Annotated in this window: 16 protein-coding genes; 12 read left to right on the top strand and 4 right to left on the bottom strand. The window is 59.0% G+C overall.

From position 1 onward, the window contains the following. Nucleotides 1-105: 105 nt before the first annotated feature. Together JIN78_RS06360 and JIN78_RS06365 are read left to right on the top strand one after the other, a co-directional pair. A complete protein-coding gene (locus tag JIN78_RS06360; RefSeq protein ID WP_307832983.1) occupies nucleotides 106-813 on the top strand; it encodes a leucine-rich repeat domain-containing protein in 708 nt (235 codons plus the stop codon). 385 nt (nucleotides 814-1,198) lie between these two features. Beyond that, nucleotides 1,199-1,768, top strand: a complete 570-nt coding sequence (locus JIN78_RS06365; RefSeq protein ID WP_200391116.1) for an HNH endonuclease — start codon at nucleotides 1,199-1,201, stop codon at nucleotides 1,766-1,768. An 88-nt stretch (nucleotides 1,769-1,856) separates the two neighbouring features. Here the strand turns inward: JIN78_RS06365 and sucD are convergent, their stop codons facing one another. Together sucD and sucC are read right to left on the bottom strand one after the other, a co-directional pair. Next, complete coding sequence (gene sucD / locus JIN78_RS06370; protein ID WP_200391117.1) at nucleotides 1,857-2,765, bottom strand: succinate--CoA ligase subunit alpha; 909 nt, start codon at nucleotides 2,763-2,765, stop codon at nucleotides 1,857-1,859. Between the two features lie 44 nt (nucleotides 2,766-2,809). After that, a complete protein-coding gene (gene sucC / locus JIN78_RS06375) occupies nucleotides 2,810-3,997 on the bottom strand; it encodes an ADP-forming succinate--CoA ligase subunit beta (RefSeq protein WP_200391118.1) in 1,188 nt (395 codons plus the stop codon). A gap of 295 nt (nucleotides 3,998-4,292) precedes the next feature. On the opposite strand from sucC, the gene JIN78_RS06380 reads away from it, so the two are divergent. After that, nucleotides 4,293-4,529, top strand: a complete 237-nt coding sequence (locus tag JIN78_RS06380; RefSeq protein ID WP_200391119.1) for a hypothetical protein — start codon at nucleotides 4,293-4,295, stop codon at nucleotides 4,527-4,529. Here the strand turns inward: JIN78_RS06380 and JIN78_RS06385 are convergent. Continuing rightward, nucleotides 4,522-5,379 (bottom strand): SprT family zinc-dependent metalloprotease, encoded by an 858-nt coding sequence (locus tag JIN78_RS06385; RefSeq protein WP_200391120.1) that lies wholly within the window; start codon nucleotides 5,377-5,379, stop codon nucleotides 4,522-4,524. The genes JIN78_RS06380 and JIN78_RS06385 overlap by 8 nt on opposite strands. 143 nt (nucleotides 5,380-5,522) lie before the next feature. Between JIN78_RS06385 and JIN78_RS06390 the strand changes: the two genes are divergently transcribed. The 8 genes from JIN78_RS06390 to JIN78_RS06425 all read left to right on the top strand — a co-directional run bounded on the left by JIN78_RS06390 (nucleotide 5,523) and on the right by JIN78_RS06425 (nucleotide 13,420). After that, the gene (locus JIN78_RS06390) at nucleotides 5,523-7,661 is read left to right on the top strand and encodes a penicillin-binding transpeptidase domain-containing protein (protein ID WP_200391121.1); all 2,139 of its coding nucleotides are present in this window, start codon (nucleotides 5,523-5,525) and stop codon (nucleotides 7,659-7,661) included. Nucleotides 7,662-7,770: 109 nt separating this feature from the next. Further along, on the top strand, nucleotides 7,771-8,193 hold the full coding sequence (locus JIN78_RS06395) for a DUF6941 family protein (RefSeq protein ID WP_200391122.1): 423 nt from the start codon (nucleotides 7,771-7,773) through the stop codon (nucleotides 8,191-8,193). Nucleotides 8,194-8,320: 127 nt separating this feature from the next. Further along, the gene (locus JIN78_RS06400; protein ID WP_234037841.1) at nucleotides 8,321-9,133 is read left to right on the top strand and encodes an SDR family NAD(P)-dependent oxidoreductase; all 813 of its coding nucleotides are present in this window, start codon (nucleotides 8,321-8,323) and stop codon (nucleotides 9,131-9,133) included. Nucleotides 9,134-9,136: 3 nt separating this feature from the next. After that, on the top strand, nucleotides 9,137-10,417 hold the full coding sequence (locus JIN78_RS06405) for a glycoside hydrolase family 75 protein (RefSeq protein ID WP_200391123.1): 1,281 nt from the start codon (nucleotides 9,137-9,139) through the stop codon (nucleotides 10,415-10,417). Between the two features lie 20 nt (nucleotides 10,418-10,437). Further along, the gene (locus tag JIN78_RS06410) at nucleotides 10,438-10,626 is read left to right on the top strand and encodes a hypothetical protein (protein WP_200391124.1); all 189 of its coding nucleotides are present in this window, start codon (nucleotides 10,438-10,440) and stop codon (nucleotides 10,624-10,626) included. 1 nt (nucleotide 10,627) lies between these two features. After that, nucleotides 10,628-10,852 carry a VF530 family protein gene (locus tag JIN78_RS06415; protein WP_200391125.1) on the top strand — a complete coding sequence of 75 codons (225 nt, stop codon included), beginning with the start codon at nucleotides 10,628-10,630 and terminating at the stop codon, nucleotides 10,850-10,852. Nucleotides 10,853-10,906: 54 nt separating this feature from the next. Further along, entirely contained in the window at nucleotides 10,907-12,229 is a 1,323-nt protein-coding gene (locus JIN78_RS06420) for a hypothetical protein (RefSeq protein ID WP_200391126.1), read from the top strand. 54 nt (nucleotides 12,230-12,283) lie between these two features. Then, on the top strand, nucleotides 12,284-13,420 hold the full coding sequence (locus JIN78_RS06425) for a lactonase family protein (protein ID WP_200391127.1): 1,137 nt from the start codon (nucleotides 12,284-12,286) through the stop codon (nucleotides 13,418-13,420). 24 nt (nucleotides 13,421-13,444) lie between these two features. Here the strand turns inward: JIN78_RS06425 and lpxA are convergent, their stop codons facing one another. Next, nucleotides 13,445-14,221: an acyl-ACP--UDP-N-acetylglucosamine O-acyltransferase gene (gene lpxA / locus JIN78_RS06430; protein ID WP_200391128.1), complete on the bottom strand. Its 777-nt coding sequence runs from the start codon at nucleotides 14,219-14,221 to the stop codon at nucleotides 13,445-13,447. Nucleotides 14,222-14,387: 166 nt separating this feature from the next. On the opposite strand from lpxA, the gene mscL reads away from it, so the two are divergent. Next, nucleotides 14,388-14,780 (top strand): large-conductance mechanosensitive channel protein MscL, encoded by a 393-nt coding sequence (gene mscL, locus JIN78_RS06435; protein ID WP_200391129.1) that lies wholly within the window; start codon nucleotides 14,388-14,390, stop codon nucleotides 14,778-14,780. Nucleotides 14,781-14,841 lie beyond the last annotated feature (61 nt).

Below are 14,841 nucleotides of genomic sequence, written 5' to 3' on the forward strand. Positions count from 1 at the left end.
ATTTTGGGCGGCCACCGACATTGCAAGCCTTTTTTGCGTATTTTTTCCTTATTTTCAGTGCGTTACGTGCTCGATTTTTGTCGTGTAGTGTGAACCGAAATAAACATTCCGGAAAGCACGACTCGAATCTTTCCTTGTGCCTTCTGGGGTTGTTCTAGCCTGAAGGAAGCCGTGTTACCAAACTCGGTGCGCTGGCTAGGAGATTGTGTTTTCATGGATTGCGTAGGCTTGGAGAGGGTGAAGCTTCCCGATTCTATAAACATAATACAATCCCAATTTTTCAACGGGTGTTCTTCTTTGAAGACGATTGAAATTCCAAAATCTGTAACTAAAGTTGAATCTGCGGCCTTCTTTGGTTGCTCAGAGCTACAGCGAATTAATCTTCCACCTCATCTTGAATTAATCGAGGTATCTGCGTTCTCATGGTGCAGTGCTCTTAGTCGAATTATATTCACCGGCCCTCCACCGATCATAGAAGGTTCGGTGTTTCGTGGTGCCCCCGAAAACATCAAAGCTCTGGTTCCTTTTGCACAGATGGAATCCTATCTGCACGAAGAATCATTTGAAGACAGATTTAATTTCGAGGGCTACGACCCTCCTAAAATATTGAATTTCGGATTTGTCAATGATGCTGCTTTCTTTATCGAACATTCTCCCGGAGAAACCAATTATCAGGTAGTGGCTAGCGATGATATGGTATTTGGTAACTGGATTACAGTTGAGGAATATTCTGTTTCGAAGATCGGTTCAATCGAGAGGATTGAGTTTCCCTTTTCTGCATCTCGTAAATTTTTTCGTATTGAAGTCAAATGACTATCCCCTGATCCTGTTTGGGATAAATTGTTTATTTGAGTGGCCAACCGCATCGATGATGCGAAGTATACAAAGGAGAGGAAGCTGTCCGTTCTTCGTTCGTAGCGAGTAATGAAAGTTACCTGATCTTATTCAGTTAAGCCGACAGCTTTCACTTGTTGAGATGACTCAGTCAAGTTTGCGAGTTCCAAGATCAGAGCGATCAAGGAGTCTTCAAGACTCCCTCACCAAATGCTCTTTCCGAGAACTTCGGACCTCTCGAGTGGATTGTCCCTGACAGCGGGGGATTTTCTCACAAGATACCGCCGTGAGGAGGGAGAAACGGAGTGCTCGTGAGGTCTATCAACCGCCCGGAGGAGAAAGCATCGGGGCGAGGGCTTCCGCGATGCGGTCAGCCTTCGTGCGCTCTCTGATCCCCAATGTCCCGCCCTCCGAGAGCGAATTGGCCGAGGCCTTTTCCCTCCTCAAGCTTGATGCCGATGATCTTCGCTGCGTCTATTGCGGAGACCGCTCCACCGAGTGGGATCATTTTCATCCCGTGATGCGGAACGGTCGGCCCACCGGCTACCTCACCCGGATCCAAAATCTCGTCCCCGCCTGTGGAAAGTGCAATCAATCCAAAGGCAATCGAGACTGGAGAGATTGGATGACGAGCAATGCGCCACGGAGCCCGACCACCCGCGGAGTGAGAAAACTGAGTCAAAGAATGAAACGGTTGCAGTCTTTCGAAGCCTGGGGCGCAGAGGCCACCGTCGATTTTGAAACCGTCCTAGGCAGGGATGCCATCAAGCAGCACAACGACTATCTGAAACAAATTCTCAGCCTGATGCGCGAGGCCGAAGCTCACTCCAAGGCTCTTCGCTCCGCCCTGCTCGACGAACTCCCCTACGTCTTGCAGGAAAAGAAGCCCTCGCTCTGGAGGAGGCTCTGGCGACTCCTCTTTGGTGGCCGTTGAACGAATTGGCCCGTCAGAGCACTTCTAGAAACAAAAAACGGCGGGCTCTTTCGAGGCCGCCGTTTGGGAGTGAAAGGTGGTTGGGAGCTTATTTGCCCCAGGCTTCCATGAGGGCTTTGCCCATTTCGGCGGGGGTTTCGGCGACGGTGATGCCGCAGCTTTTGAGGATTTCCTTCTTCGCTTCGGCGGTGTCTTCTGCGCCACCGACGATGGCACCGGCGTGACCCATGCGGCGGCCGGGAGGGGCGGTGGCGCCGGCGATGAAGGCCGCGACGGGCTTTTTGCAGTGCTCCTTCACCCAGCGGCCGGCTTCGACCTCGGCGGTGCCGCCGATTTCACCAATCATGATGATGGCTTCGGTCTCTTCGTCGTCGTTGAACATTTGGAGGATGTCGAGATGGGAGGTGCCGTTGATGGGGTCGCCACCGATGCCGACGCAGGTGCTCTGGCCTTCGCCGAGTTGGCTGACCTGCCAGACTGCTTCGTAGGTGAGGGTGCCGGAGCGGGAGACGATGCCGACTTTACCACGCTTGTGAATGTGTCCGGGGGCGATGCCGATGCGGCAACCGCCGTGGGAGCCTTCGCCAAGGCCGGGAGTGACGAGGCCGGGGCAGTTGGGGCCGATGAGACGGGTCTTGCTGCCCTCAGCCATGATGGACTTGACCTTCATCATGTCCATGACGGGGATGCCTTCGGTGATGGCGACGGCGAGCTCGAGCTCGGCATCGACCGCTTCCAAAATCGCGTCAGCGGCGAAGGGAGGGGGCACGAAGATGGCCGTGGCGGTGGCTCCGGTCTCCTTGGCGGCTTCGGCCACGGTGTCGAAGATGGGCACGGAGTGGCCGTTGTGTTCAAAGGTTTGTCCCCCTTTGCCAGGAGTGACGCCGGCGACGAGCTGGGTGCCGTAGTCGAGGCTGAGCCCCGCGTGGCGACCACCAAAGCCGCCGGTGATTCCTTGCACCATCACCTTGGTGTTTTCGTCTACTAGAATAGCCATAAAAGTTTGTGAGTTAGAAGTTTTTCAGTTTGTCAGGGTTGGACTTAGGCGGCTTGGGTGGAGGCGACCACTTTCTGGGCGGCGTCGAGGATGTCGTCGCCGGTGATGAGGTTGAGTCCGCTTTCTTGCAGGGTCTTTTTGCCCGCTTCCACGTTGTTGCCTTCGAGGCGAACGACGAGGGGGATGTTGAGGCCCACTTCCTTGGAGGCCGCGACCACGCCCTCGGCGATGACGTTGCAGTCCATGATGCCACCGAAGATATTGATGAGGATGGCTTCCACGTTGGGGTCGCCGGTGATGATTTTGAAGGCCGCGGCGACCTGCTCCTTGGAGGCTCCGCCCCCGACGTCGAGGAAGTTGGCAGGCTCGCCGCCAGCGAACTTGATGATGTCCATGGTGGCCATGGCGAGACCGGCTCCGTTGACGAGGCAAGCGATGTTGCCGTCGAGGCCGATGTAGTTGAGGTCGTATTTGCCGGCTTCCACTTCGCGGGGATCCTCTTCGTCGAGGTCGCGGTATTCCTGGATGTCGGGGTGGCGGTAGAGGGCGTTGTCGTCGAAGCCGAACTTGGCATCGAGGGCGAGGACGCGGCCGTCGGTGGTTTCGACGAGGGGGTTGATCTCCACCATCGCGCAGTCGCACTCAATAAAGAGTTTGTAAAGATTGCTGAGGAGTTTGGCGAATTGCTTGCCTTCGTCCTTGCCGAGGCCGAGGCCTTTGACGAGAGAGCGCACCTCGTAGGCTTGTAGGCCGGCGAGGGGGTGGACGAATTGCTTGAGAATCTTCTCGGGGCGATTTTCAGCCACTTCCTCAATGTCCATGCCGCCTTCCACCGAGGCCACAATGACGGGGCGGGAGGTGGCGCGGTCCATGAGGATGGAGAGGTAATACTCGTGCTTGATGTCGACGGATTCGGCGACCATGACCTTGCGGACGAGCTTGCCCTCTTCGCCGGTTTGCTTGGTGACGAGGGTCTGGCCGATCATTTGGCCCGCGATTTCGCCGATTTTGGCCGGGTCGCTGTCGAGGTGGACCCCGCCTTGGAAGCCGTTCTTGAAGGTTCCTTTGCCGCGGCCACCGGCGTGGACCTGGGCTTTGACGACGTAGTTGCCGCCGCCGATTTCTTCAGCTGCGGCTTGGGCTTCGGCTGCGGTTTCAGCGACTTTTCCGTTCGGGCTCGGCACGCCGAACTTTTCGAACAACTCCTTGGCTTGGTATTCGTGAATATTCATTTCTCTCGCGGACACGGGAGGCTAGCGGCTGGACGACAAGGCGCAACCTTGAACTCCCGGGGTGACTTTTTTCCGAATGATGAGGGAGATTCATTCGGTTTCCTTGGCGGATTGTGGAGTCCGGCTCTTTCTGTTAACAAATTTGTGATGAGAGACGAGCGGGATGGTGAGAGGTTTCGGGATTTGGTGTGGACCCTGAGTCATCCCGAGGGCTGTTCTCTGCGTGTGCAGGTGTTGGCGGGATGGTTGTTGCCGGGGGGGGCTTTGTTGGTATGCCCGGCGGTGCTGGGTGACGATGGAAGCGGGGTTTGGCTGGCACCACGATGCGCTGGTGATCTATGGGGACGGGGCCCGCGCCTTGGCGGTGGCGATGCTGGCGGGAGCGGCCTTTCTTCACCTGACTTTCTGGTGGGGGGCGAGGGGGCATGCAGGAGTGCACCGGCCCTTTGCGATCACCGCGCTGCTGGTGTTTCTCACGGCGATGTTCAATGTTTTCCTCATGGGGATGGATGGCGGCTTTGGTTTTAGATAATCGCTTCGAGGGGGAATTTGTAGCGGGTGCCGGCCTCGTTCTCACCGATGACGGGATACTTGCGGTTGCGGGGTTTGAAGGCCACGAGCTGAAAGGCCTGCCCTTCGTAGTGGAAGGGGCGGCGAAAGTCGTCTTCGCTGAGGCCGAAGAGGGGGGCGAGCTCGGCAAATTGTTTGGCTTCGGGATCGCGGCCGTCATGGGTTTCCACTGCCAGTTGGATGCCGATGGTGCCCTCGGTGGCGGTGAAGCGGCTCTTGCCCGGGGACAGGTGCAGGCCCATCTCCTCGGCCAGCGGGGCCAGCTGGGCGAGCATTTTTTCCTGCAAGGCCAGCACGGTGGCGCGGTCGAGATAGGCCACCGGGCCTGAGGTGAACTCGGGATTGGCCCGCACCTCCAGTTGACCCAGGGTTTCCTTTTTGCGGCCCCGGATGAAGGTTTGCGACAGGTCTTTCTTGGGACGCTGTTGATGGTAGGAAAAGATTTCCCCCGTCTCGCGATGGATCAGCACCCAGGGAGCTTGTGGGGAGGTGACCTCGTCGTCGTCATAGCAGCGTTCCGGGCGCGCGCCGATGCGGCGGCAAATGGTTTTCCAGCGCTCGTCGTGGCCGCAGTTCTCCCCGGTCTCGTGGTAGGCGAGGGCGTGGGCTATCTCGTGCAAAATCGTGTCGAGGACTTCTTCGTCGGTATTCAGGGCGCAAAGGGTGCGGCTGAGGGAAATTTCTTTTTGCGCGGGCCGACAGACTCCGAAACGGCGTTCGGCCTGGTCGAGAGCGCCCGTCCAGCCAATTTGGGCCAAGCCGTGTTCGGAGAGCTTCTGCTCGAGAATGGTGAGGGCTTCCTGAGGGTTCATAGCTCGTGGCCCTCACCATGGATTTTTTCGCCGGATTTGCCAACCCGGTCTTGGGTCGGGGGGAGAAAGGCCGGAAAAGTAGCATCAGTTTGCTTTAACCGCTCGCATTCCCGGTGAAAGGGTGGCACAGTCATTTCCCTGAAATGAAGCGACTCCTCCTCACTTTGCTCGCCGGTCTCCCTCTGAATGGCCCGGCCCAAGAAGACTCTCCTGCGGCGGGGATGAGCCCCGGCGATCTTGAGCTCAAGGAGCAGGCCTTGCTCATTGCCGACTTCGATGGCCAGCAGCGCAGGCGTCCCGAGGATGCCTCCGTGCTCACCCGGACCAATGCGCGGGCCATCACACGGGTGGTGCCGGCTCCCCGCGGCCTCATCACTGATCGGGACGGGAGGGCGATGGCGCGCAACAAGGTGGCCTACTATTTTGCGGTCCAGTTTCCGCAATTTGTGGCTGGGGTGGGGGATGACGAGGTCGTGGCCTGGGCCCGGCGTCGTCTCGGGCAGGTCGCGGAATTGACAGAGAAGGAGGTTAGCATCAGCGATGCCGAGCTGCTGGCCCACTACCGGGATCGGCGTTGGGTTCCTCTACTTTTGCCGCATCTGGCGGAGGAGTCCGAGCGTGCTAGTTGGGAGCCCCGGTTGATGCGGGGGCTGGCGCTGCAAGCGGTCTATTTGCGGGAGTATCCCGCCCAGGAAACGGCAGCCCATGTCATTGGTTATGTGCGCAGCAAGGGCAAGTTGCCCACTGGTCCGATTTTTCCCAATGAGCCAATGTGGGAAGAGACCTATGGGGAGGAAGGGTTGGAAAATACCCTGGACGCCGAGTTGACGGGCACGCCGGGTGAATGGCGGCTCTTGGTGGATGAGAATGGCGACCGCCTGCAGGACGAACTCATCGAGGCTCCGGTGATTGGGAATACCGTGGTCACTACCATTGATCTAGAGTGGCAGCGGCATGCCGAGTCGGTTCTGCGCAGCCACAGCCGTCGTGGGGCCTTGGTGGTGGTCGATATCCAGACGGGAGAGATTCTCGTGTTAGCCTCGCGCCCGAGCTACGATATCAACAAGTGGATTCCCTTTATCTCCACGGAAGATTACGACGAATTGAGAGAGGATGAATCCGACCCCATGTTCGCGCGGGCCTTCCAAGGCGGGTATCCCCCTGCTTCCACTTTCAAGCCGGTGGTGGCCGCTACCGCTCTCACCAATGGAGATATCGAAGAGTGGACCAAGTTCAACTGCCCTCCCTTCATCACCATCGGGTCGCGGAAATTCCACAACCACACCCGCAAGCACGCCGGGATGGTGGATGTGAAGATGGCCTTGGCGATTTCCAACAATCCCTGGTTCTATCAGGTCGGGATGAAAGTGGGGCCGAGCTCTTTTCTCTCGGTGGCGCGTCGCATGGGCTACGGGACCCGCACCGGGGTGCCTTTGTTCAATGAGAATCCAGGCTTGATCCCGACAGAGGAATTCGTGCGCAAGAAATGGAACCGCCCCTTTACTGATGGCGATACCGCCAACTCGGCCATTGGCCAGGGTGATGTGCAAGCGACTCCGCTACAGGTTGCCCAGGCGATGGCGGCCTTGGGCAATGGCGAGCTGCTGCCCCAGCTGCGGTTGATTCGGCAGATTCAGGATCACAAGGGCGGGGTCCTGGAGGCGACCGTGCCAGCGAAAAGAAACGAACTCGGCATCACCCCGGAAGCGGCCCGCATTGTGCGCACGGGCATGATGCAAGTGGTCAATGCCGACTATGGCACGGGGAAAAATGGGGGAACGAACTTCTGCCGCGTGGCGGGCAAGACGGGCACCGCCCAGTGGCGAGGAGCCGGGCGCACCAAACAAGAGTTGGCTTGGTTTGCGGGCTTTTTGCCCTACGAGAATCCGCGCTTCGCCTTCGCCATTCTCTATGAAGGCGCGCCTGGACAATCGGTGAGTGGTGGTCGCCGGGCGGCCCCTATGGTGGGCCGCTTTTTCAACCGCTTCGGTGATGAAATCATGGCCAAGGCCGCTACCAAAATCGCCCTACCGGAGGAATTGACTGAGGCGGATGAGGGCGAGGAGGTGCCGGAGCCCTCCTTCGAGCGCAACCAGCATCGCGATCTGATTCTGCGCGCCTTACCCATCGAGGGGTCGGGTGGGATGTTGCCGACGGCACCGATGACTCCGCAGCAAGAGGAAGAGGCCCCGGCAGAAGAAGCGCCCCCTTTGCGGCCCTTGGAAACAACCCCTGGTAACGAGGGATTGCTCCGCGCGGTGCCCGTGCCTGACGACCAGTAAAGGCTCTTCCCGGGCGGGGGAAAGTCCCTTGAGGTCAAGCTATCAAGCTAATCTCGCAAAAAAAGGGCTGGACCTCCGGAGGGCAGACAGGCAGTTAAAGGGCTCAGTTATGGATTTTCAAATTGCCACCCTCTGTGATTACGCTGCCGACCACCAAGGAAAAATGACCGTGGTCGCTCCGTTCGATGCTCTTGCCGCTCGCGAGCTCCCCGTCCGCCACCCCCAGTGCGCGTTGGCCATGCGGGTTTGCATGACTCCCGACGACAACGGCGATCACACCATGCTCATCAGCCTCATCGACGAGGATGGCGATGCAGTGAACCCCCAAATGCCCATCAAAGCGGATTTGCCCGTGAAGATGCCCGAAGACGTTGCCTTCGTGACTCGCAACCTCATCGTCAATTTTCAAGGTCTTGAGTTCAAAAAAGCGGGCGTCTACTCCGTGGACATCACCCTCGACGGCGAGTTGGCCGTGCGCATCCCCCTTCGCGTGGTGAAGGTCGACCAGAAAGGTCAGCCGGCTGCCAACTAAGAGAGCATTTTTCTTCTTTTTTTGATCGCCTGCCCTCGTCGCCGGGGGCCAGGCGATTTTTTTTGCGGGTGGGGGCAATCGTCTGCTCGGGGCTTGCAAAGCGGTCGAGGCCGGGCAAGTTGAAGCGATGAGCACAACCTACGAAACGGGATTGATTACGGGGGCCTCTGCCGGATTGGGCGAGGAATTCGCCAGCCAATTGGCGCAGCGGTTGGATCGGCTCATTCTGGTCGCGCGCCGCGGCGATCGTTTGCAAGAGTTGGCGGAGGACTTGCGGGCCCGTTATCGCATTGAGGTGCTTGTCATCGCGGCGGACCTTTCCCAATCGGCCGAGCGCGAGCGCGTTTTCCAAGAGGTTTCCCAACATGGATGGCGGGTGGATGTCCTGGTCAACAATGCGGGGTTGGGTGATTATGGCGAATTCCGTTCTTCGCAATGGGAGCGCAACGAGGCGATGTTGCGGGTCAATATCGAGGCTCTCACCCATCTTTCGCACCTGTTTCTTCCGGTCATGATGGCCAGCGAGGGGGGCGCGATCGTCAATGTCAGCTCCTTGGCGAGCACCTTGCCCATTCCGGATTTCGCCGTTTACGCGGCCAGCAAAGCCTACGTCAGCAGCTTTTCAGAGGCCCTGCGGTTGGAAGTGAGGGAGCATGGCATCGACGTCCTCGCCGTCTGTCCCGGACCGGTCAAGACCGAGTTCGGCAGCATTGCGGCCCGGGTGGAGGGTGGCCCCGGCATGCCTGGCGGGCGCAAGAATTTCTACGTTTCCCGCCAGCAGGTGGTGGCCGAATCCCTTGCCGCTCTCGAGGCCGGACGGGCCCGGGTTTATCCGGGCTGGAAGGTTTCCCTCGCTGCTGCCGGAATCTCTCTTTTACCTTTGGCCGCGCTCCGCCTAATCATGGGCTCGCGTCCCCGTCGTCAGCAATTGCTCGAATAAGCCATGACCCTTTCCCCAAAACACCTCTTCTGGCCTCTCCTTTGCGGAATCCTTGCCGTAGCTACCCTCGTGATCGCCCTGCGCCCACCGAAGGTGAAAGTGGTCGAAAAGACCATCGAGGTTCCCGTGGAAAAAGAGGTCGTCAAAGTCGTCGAGAAAATCGTGGAAGTGGAGAAGGAACCCGAGCCACGTCTCGGGATTTCTTCCGACCTCGATCTGAGAGAGACCTCCAAGGGCTTCTCCTTCAGCTCGCGGCTCGAGGTGGAGAATGGCGGTCTGGCCAGCGTGGAGCGGCGGGATGTGAGGGCCTATCGCTCCGAGCACATTCTTCGCGTCCGCATTCCCCGCGCGGCGCACACCATGGAGGAATTGGAGAAAGCCTCTCCTCAGCTGGGGTCGCTGCTCCCGGGGCTGGAGCCTCTGCTGGCCTCGGCCTCGGTTTCAGGGTTCTTTGAAAAACTCTATGCCAATAAGACGGGCCGCTTGCGCGAGAAAGCCGGCCAGCTGGGCTCTCTCCTGACCTCGCACAACTTTTTCGATTGTCAGACCATGCTCGATATCACCGCGGAGAATGGGAGGAAAATCTTTCTGCTCCAGGGGGATATGGATGTGGTGAGCGATGGTTCCGACGGGGATCGCCTTCCGACCATGCCGAGCGAGATCGTGAACTCTACCCACTACCAACCCACCACCAGCTATGGTTGGGCCAAGGTGGGGCGAACCCCGAATCCTCTCATTGCTGGTTACGAGCGTCGTCTCGAGGTTGCCCGCAGCGAGTTGCAAGACTCCAGTGTCTCCGCAGAGCGCAAGGATTGGGTTCGCTCCCGCATCGATGGTGTGCTGTTGCCTGGGATTGAGGAAATGAAGCGGCGCAGTTTTCTCATCGCGGAGTATGATCCTTTTATCGTTATCCCCATGAATATCATCCTTGATCGACGGGACCCCTTCGGCCCTAAGGTCGGGGACTATGCCGTCGTGGTGCACAAGGGCGTGCTCTACCCGGCCATCGTGGGGGATGCCGGGCCCACCTTCAAAGTGGGGGAAGCCTCCCTGCGCATGGCGCGTCAGATTGACCCCAAGTCCAGTCCCTACTGGCGTCCGGTCAGTGACCTTACGGTGACTTATCTTTGTTTCCCCGGCACGGCCGAGAAGCCTCACCGCCCGCCAGATTATGAATTCTGGCGGCAACGGTGCGCCGAATTGTTGGAGGAGATCGGAGGGGTGGCTGCGGGCACGGAGCTCTTCCGCTGGGAAAATACCCTACCTCCTCCGCCGGAAGCCTGAACATTGGGGGAAAAATCGTCATGAAACTCGCGCAAGGACAAGTTTGGAAAGTTGGGGACGAGCGTTACCGCATCGTCACCTGGCAGCGGCTCGCCATTGAATACAAGCACTTCACCGATTGGGAAGAGCGGGAGGGGACTTTTCACAAGGTCAGCAAGAAGGAGTTCTGCCGCTTGATTCGGCACGGGGAACTGGTGGAGGGGGAGTGAGATGGCGGCTTCCCCTTCCAACGATCCTTTGCATGGGCTCACTCTGGAGACCATGCTGAAAAAGCTGGTGGCGGAATATGGTTGGGCAGAGTTGGGCTATCGCATCCGCATCAATTGCTTCCTCTCCGATCCCTCGTTCAAATCCAGCCTCAAGTTCTTGCGGCGCACCCCTTGGGCTCGCAAGAAGGTGGAAGAGCTTTACCTCGATACCTTTTGGGAAAGTTGATGCTGGCAGGGAAAGGAGGTGCGTTACCGTCTCTTTTCCTCTAAGGGTGCCACCTTGTCTCGTCCTTGGATAGCTCGTCTCGTGCTCGCCGCTCTCACGCTGGAGATCGGACTGCTCTGCCGTCTCTACACCGGTGACCTTCCCTTTCTGCAGCGGGCGGAAGAACTCGTCTTCCGATTCTTGCTGCAGGAGTTTCAGGAGGTGGATAGCGCCCAAGCCATTCTCGAGCCCCAGCCGGATTCGCAGGGGTGGAGCCTGCGTCGTCTCCAGGAGGCCCGGCCTGGCCCGGAAGAGGATTGGACGCGGGTGGAAATCCTCGAGTCGCCCGAGCTTTTCGATGAGGATGAACCTTCGCCTTCCGAGATGGCTCTCATTCTTAGCAAACTGCACCAGGCGGGCGTCAGGGATCTGGCCCTCACCGCCTACCTCTCCTGGTCGCAGGCCGAGCAACTGGAGCTCTTGGCCCTCGAGAGCTCCCTGCAACCATTCGAGACGGTTTTGCTGCCGGTTGCGGCCAGCGAGGTTCCCCAGCCGGATGACTCTCCACTTTGGCTTGCCGATTCCCTGCTCTCGCGGGAGAACCTCCGGGGCGACACCTCGGGCTTGCCATTGCTCAATCAAGTGGTTGCCCCGCCCTCGCTGGAGGTCAACCCACGCATTCGATTCGCTTTTCCCGATTTTGGCAGTCGCGATTTTCAGTACCGCCGGGAGGGGCGGGTGCCCTTGCTGGCTCGCTGGCACGAGGGCTTTCTGCCATCCTGGCCTCTGGCCCTCGCCATGCGTCTGGAGGGGGTCTCTGCGGCGGACTTGGTTATCGAACCGGGTCGCCATTTGCGATTGGGAGCGGACGGCCCGGTGATTCCTCTCGATGACTTCGGCCGGGCCCGGATGGAGGGAAATCAGCCGGGAGCGAAGGAGTGGCCCAGCATCAAGGCGCGGGAGCTTTTTCCTCTTGGCGAAGTTGATTTGCCCCAGCTGACCCGGCGGGTGGTGGTGCTGGAGAAGTTGGACGAGCGGCGGGCTGCACGCAGTGAGGAATTGCTGGCCGAGGCCCGGGCCCTCCTGAGTTTTCCCCGCCCGGGTCCCCAGCAGGTCTTTGCTCGCATCGGTTGGCAATGGGAGGTTTTCCTCTTCGCTGAGGTCCTTCTGGTGGCCTTGTATGCCCTTTTCCTCCGTCCTTGGGGACAGTTTCTGGCTCTGGCGGGCCTCTGCTTGTTGTTCGTGGCCTCCGCCGGGGGGCTCTTTCTCTGGCAGGGGCTTTGGACTCCGGTCTTTCCCTTTGTGATTGCGACCACGGTGGCCTGGTGCCTCGTCGGCTACCTGCAGCAAATCGCCCATCCTTTGCCCCAAAAGAGGAAAGCGCCCTCGCAGAGCTGACGATTTCCACGAATGCGATTGCCCTGAAGGCCGCAAATTGCTGCACTAGTGAGGATGAAGAACCTCCTTTCTCTCTCCCTGTTTTTGGCGATTTCGGCGCAAATCGCCTCCGCGCAAAGAGTTTATCTGGCCTGTGGAAATGCCGGGGTGCGCTATGCGGAATTCGACGCCAGCACGGGAACGCTGAGCGCGAGCAAAGAGGGCATCAGCCTCGCCGGGGCCGGCTTTCTCGCTTTGCACAGCGAGGGCACGCACCTCTATTCCACCTACTGGAAAAAGGATGAGGAGGGGCATAGCGGGGCGGTGGCCAGCTTGCGCATCGGGGAAGACGGGGACTTGGAGTTGGTGAATTCCGTCTCCACCAAGGGTTCGGGGGCCTGCCATGTCTCCCTCGACGACACCTCCCAAGTGGCCTTTGCTGCCAACTACGGCAGTGGTTCGGTGGCCAGTTTTCAGGTGCAGGAGGATGGTTCTCTCTCGGAAGCCGTCTCCAGCATCCTGCACGAGGGCTCCAGCAAGCATCCCCAGCGGCAGAAGGGGCCTCATGCCCATTATTTTGCCGTCGGTCCGCAAAACAGCTTTGCCTATGCGCCCGACCTCGGTCTCGACCAAGTGGTGATCTATCGCTTCGATCCCGCCACCGCCGCGCTGAGCCCTGCGGGGGAAGGAAAGCTGGCGGCAGGAGCCGGACCCAGGCACATGAAGTTCTCCCGCGACGGGAGCTACGCCTACGTTCTCAATGAGCTGGACCTCACCGTGACCACTTTCCGGGTCGATGCTCGTGACGGCTCTCTCACCGCCATCGATACCATCTCTACCGTCGAGCTGGAGGACAAGGAGGAGATGAGCTGTGCGGAAATCCGCGTTCATCCCAATGGACGCCTGGTCTATACCTCTCAGCGCGACCTCCGCACGCGGGAGGGGGAGGAGATTGGTCGCAATAGTCTCTCGACCTTTTTTGTCACCGATGAAGGGACGCTGCGCCGGGTGCAGACCATCTCCGCCGGCGTGCGCATTCCGCGCAATTTCAATCTTGATCCCAGTGGACGGTGGCTTTTGGCGGGAGGGCAGTCCTCCGAGGATATCCAGATATTCTCCGTCGCGGAGGACAGCGGCAAGCTGACCCCCCACGGCGAGCCCGTCGCCTGTCCGGGCGGGCCCATCTGCTTCCAGTTCGTGCCCGAGGATTGAGGACCGGTTCGGCGCGCCGGCTCTTCAGCGCACGATTCCGCGGTCCGAGCTTTCGATGAAGTCGAGCACACGGGCCGCTCGCTCGTTCTGCGCCTCGGGCAGGGCCCGGAAAGCTTTCACTTGTTCCCCCAGATTCAGGTCCTTTTTCAGGAAGAGTTTTTTGTAGACCATTTTGAGGGCCCGGATGTCTTCTTCGGAGAAACCCCGGCGCTGCAAGCCCACGATATTGAGTCCCCGGGTGGAAGAGGGATTGCCGTCCACGATCATGAAGGGAGGCACGTCTTGCACCACCCGGGCCAGTCCTGCCGTCATGGAATGCTCGCCCACGCGGCAGAATTGATGCACGGCGCTGAGGCCGGAGATGATGGCGTGGTCACCAACCGTCACGTGTCCGGCGATGGTGGCATTGTTAGAGAAAATGGTGTGGTCGCCGACGATGCACTCGTGGGCCACGTGGGAATAGCAAAGAAAGTAATTGTGGCTGCCGATCCGGGTCGGAGTGTCTGGAGTCGTTCCCCGGTGGATGGTCGAGTTTTCGCGGAAGGTGTTGTCGTCGCCGATGACGAGCTGGGTGCGTTCGCCCTTATATTTGAGGTCCTGGGTCCGGCCCCCGAGGGCCGCGAAGGGGAAAGCCTCGCAGCGCTCGCCAATGATGGTGTCGCTCTCGATGACGACATGGGAATGGAGCCGGGCTCCCGCCCCCAGAACCACGCGGTCACCAATCACACAATAGGGGCCAATTTCGCAGTCAGCGGCGATCTCGGCTTGGGGGGAGATAATGGCAGTAGGATGAATGGCCATGGGACAGCCATTTCAGCAGGGCGGGACCCCGCTGCAAAGCGGTGATTGTGGCGTATTTCTTCCGAAAAAGGTGGCCATTGAAACTATTTTATAAAAAATGTGACGTTCTGACAATTGGAAGAGTCTTCCTTTGGGCAGTTTAACAACGAACCAACCTCAACTCACAATGCTAAAAGAATTCAAAGAATTTGCCTTCAAAGGCAACTTGGTGGACATGGCCGTCGGTTTCATCCTGGGCGGGGCTTTCTCCACGGTCGTCAAGTCTCTGGTCGATAACGTCATCATGCCTCCCATTGGCTTTCTATTGGGGAAAGTGCAATTCGCGGACCTTTCCTGGAACATGCCGGTGCCCGATGGAGATCCGGTCAAGATTTCTTACGGTCAATTTCTGCAGGATTTTGTCTCCTTCACCATCTTGGCCTTCGTGGTCTTTATCGTGGTGAAGAAGGTCATCGCTTCTTTTGAGAAGGCGAAGGAGGAAGAAACGGTCGAGCCGCCGGCCCAGGAGAAGTTGCTTGCGGAGATCCGCGACCTTCTCAAGAAGGATGTGGCAAACTGATTTCCCGGGCCACGTCCCCCCCGAAGACGTGATTTGGTGAGCAGTCCCGTGCTTTGTGCGC

This window comes from Roseibacillus ishigakijimensis, from assembly GCF_016595415.1.
GTDB classification, from domain to species: domain Bacteria; phylum Verrucomicrobiota; class Verrucomicrobiia; order Verrucomicrobiales; family Akkermansiaceae; genus Roseibacillus; species Roseibacillus ishigakijimensis.

Bases quoted from the DNA above. Each gene is read 5' to 3' on its own strand.
- JIN78_RS06365 (WP_200391116.1), top strand. From the start codon at position 1,199: ATGCGGTCAGCCTTCGTGCGCTCTCTGATCCCCAATGTCCCGCCCTCC.
- sucD (WP_200391117.1), bottom strand. From the start codon at position 2,765: ATGGCTATTCTAGTAGACGAAAACACCAAGGTGATGGTGCAAGGAATC.
- sucC (WP_200391118.1), bottom strand. From the start codon at position 3,997: ATGAATATTCACGAATACCAAGCCAAGGAGTTGTTCGAAAAGTTCGGC.
- JIN78_RS06380 (WP_200391119.1), top strand. From the start codon at position 4,293: ATGGAAGCGGGGTTTGGCTGGCACCACGATGCGCTGGTGATCTATGGG.
- JIN78_RS06385 (WP_200391120.1), bottom strand. From the start codon at position 5,379: ATGAACCCTCAGGAAGCCCTCACCATTCTCGAGCAGAAGCTCTCCGAA.
- JIN78_RS06390 (WP_200391121.1), top strand. From the start codon at position 5,523: ATGAAGCGACTCCTCCTCACTTTGCTCGCCGGTCTCCCTCTGAATGGC.
- JIN78_RS06395 (WP_200391122.1), top strand. From the start codon at position 7,771: ATGGATTTTCAAATTGCCACCCTCTGTGATTACGCTGCCGACCACCAA.
- JIN78_RS06400 (WP_234037841.1), top strand. From the start codon at position 8,321: ATGAGCACAACCTACGAAACGGGATTGATTACGGGGGCCTCTGCCGGA.
- JIN78_RS06405 (WP_200391123.1), top strand. From the start codon at position 9,137: ATGACCCTTTCCCCAAAACACCTCTTCTGGCCTCTCCTTTGCGGAATC.
- JIN78_RS06410 (WP_200391124.1), top strand. From the start codon at position 10,438: ATGAAACTCGCGCAAGGACAAGTTTGGAAAGTTGGGGACGAGCGTTAC.
- JIN78_RS06415 (WP_200391125.1), top strand. From the start codon at position 10,628: ATGGCGGCTTCCCCTTCCAACGATCCTTTGCATGGGCTCACTCTGGAG.
- JIN78_RS06425 (WP_200391127.1), top strand. From the start codon at position 12,284: ATGAAGAACCTCCTTTCTCTCTCCCTGTTTTTGGCGATTTCGGCGCAA.
- lpxA (WP_200391128.1), bottom strand. From the start codon at position 14,221: ATGGCCATTCATCCTACTGCCATTATCTCCCCCCAAGCCGAGATCGCC.
- mscL (WP_200391129.1), top strand. From the start codon at position 14,388: ATGCTAAAAGAATTCAAAGAATTTGCCTTCAAAGGCAACTTGGTGGAC.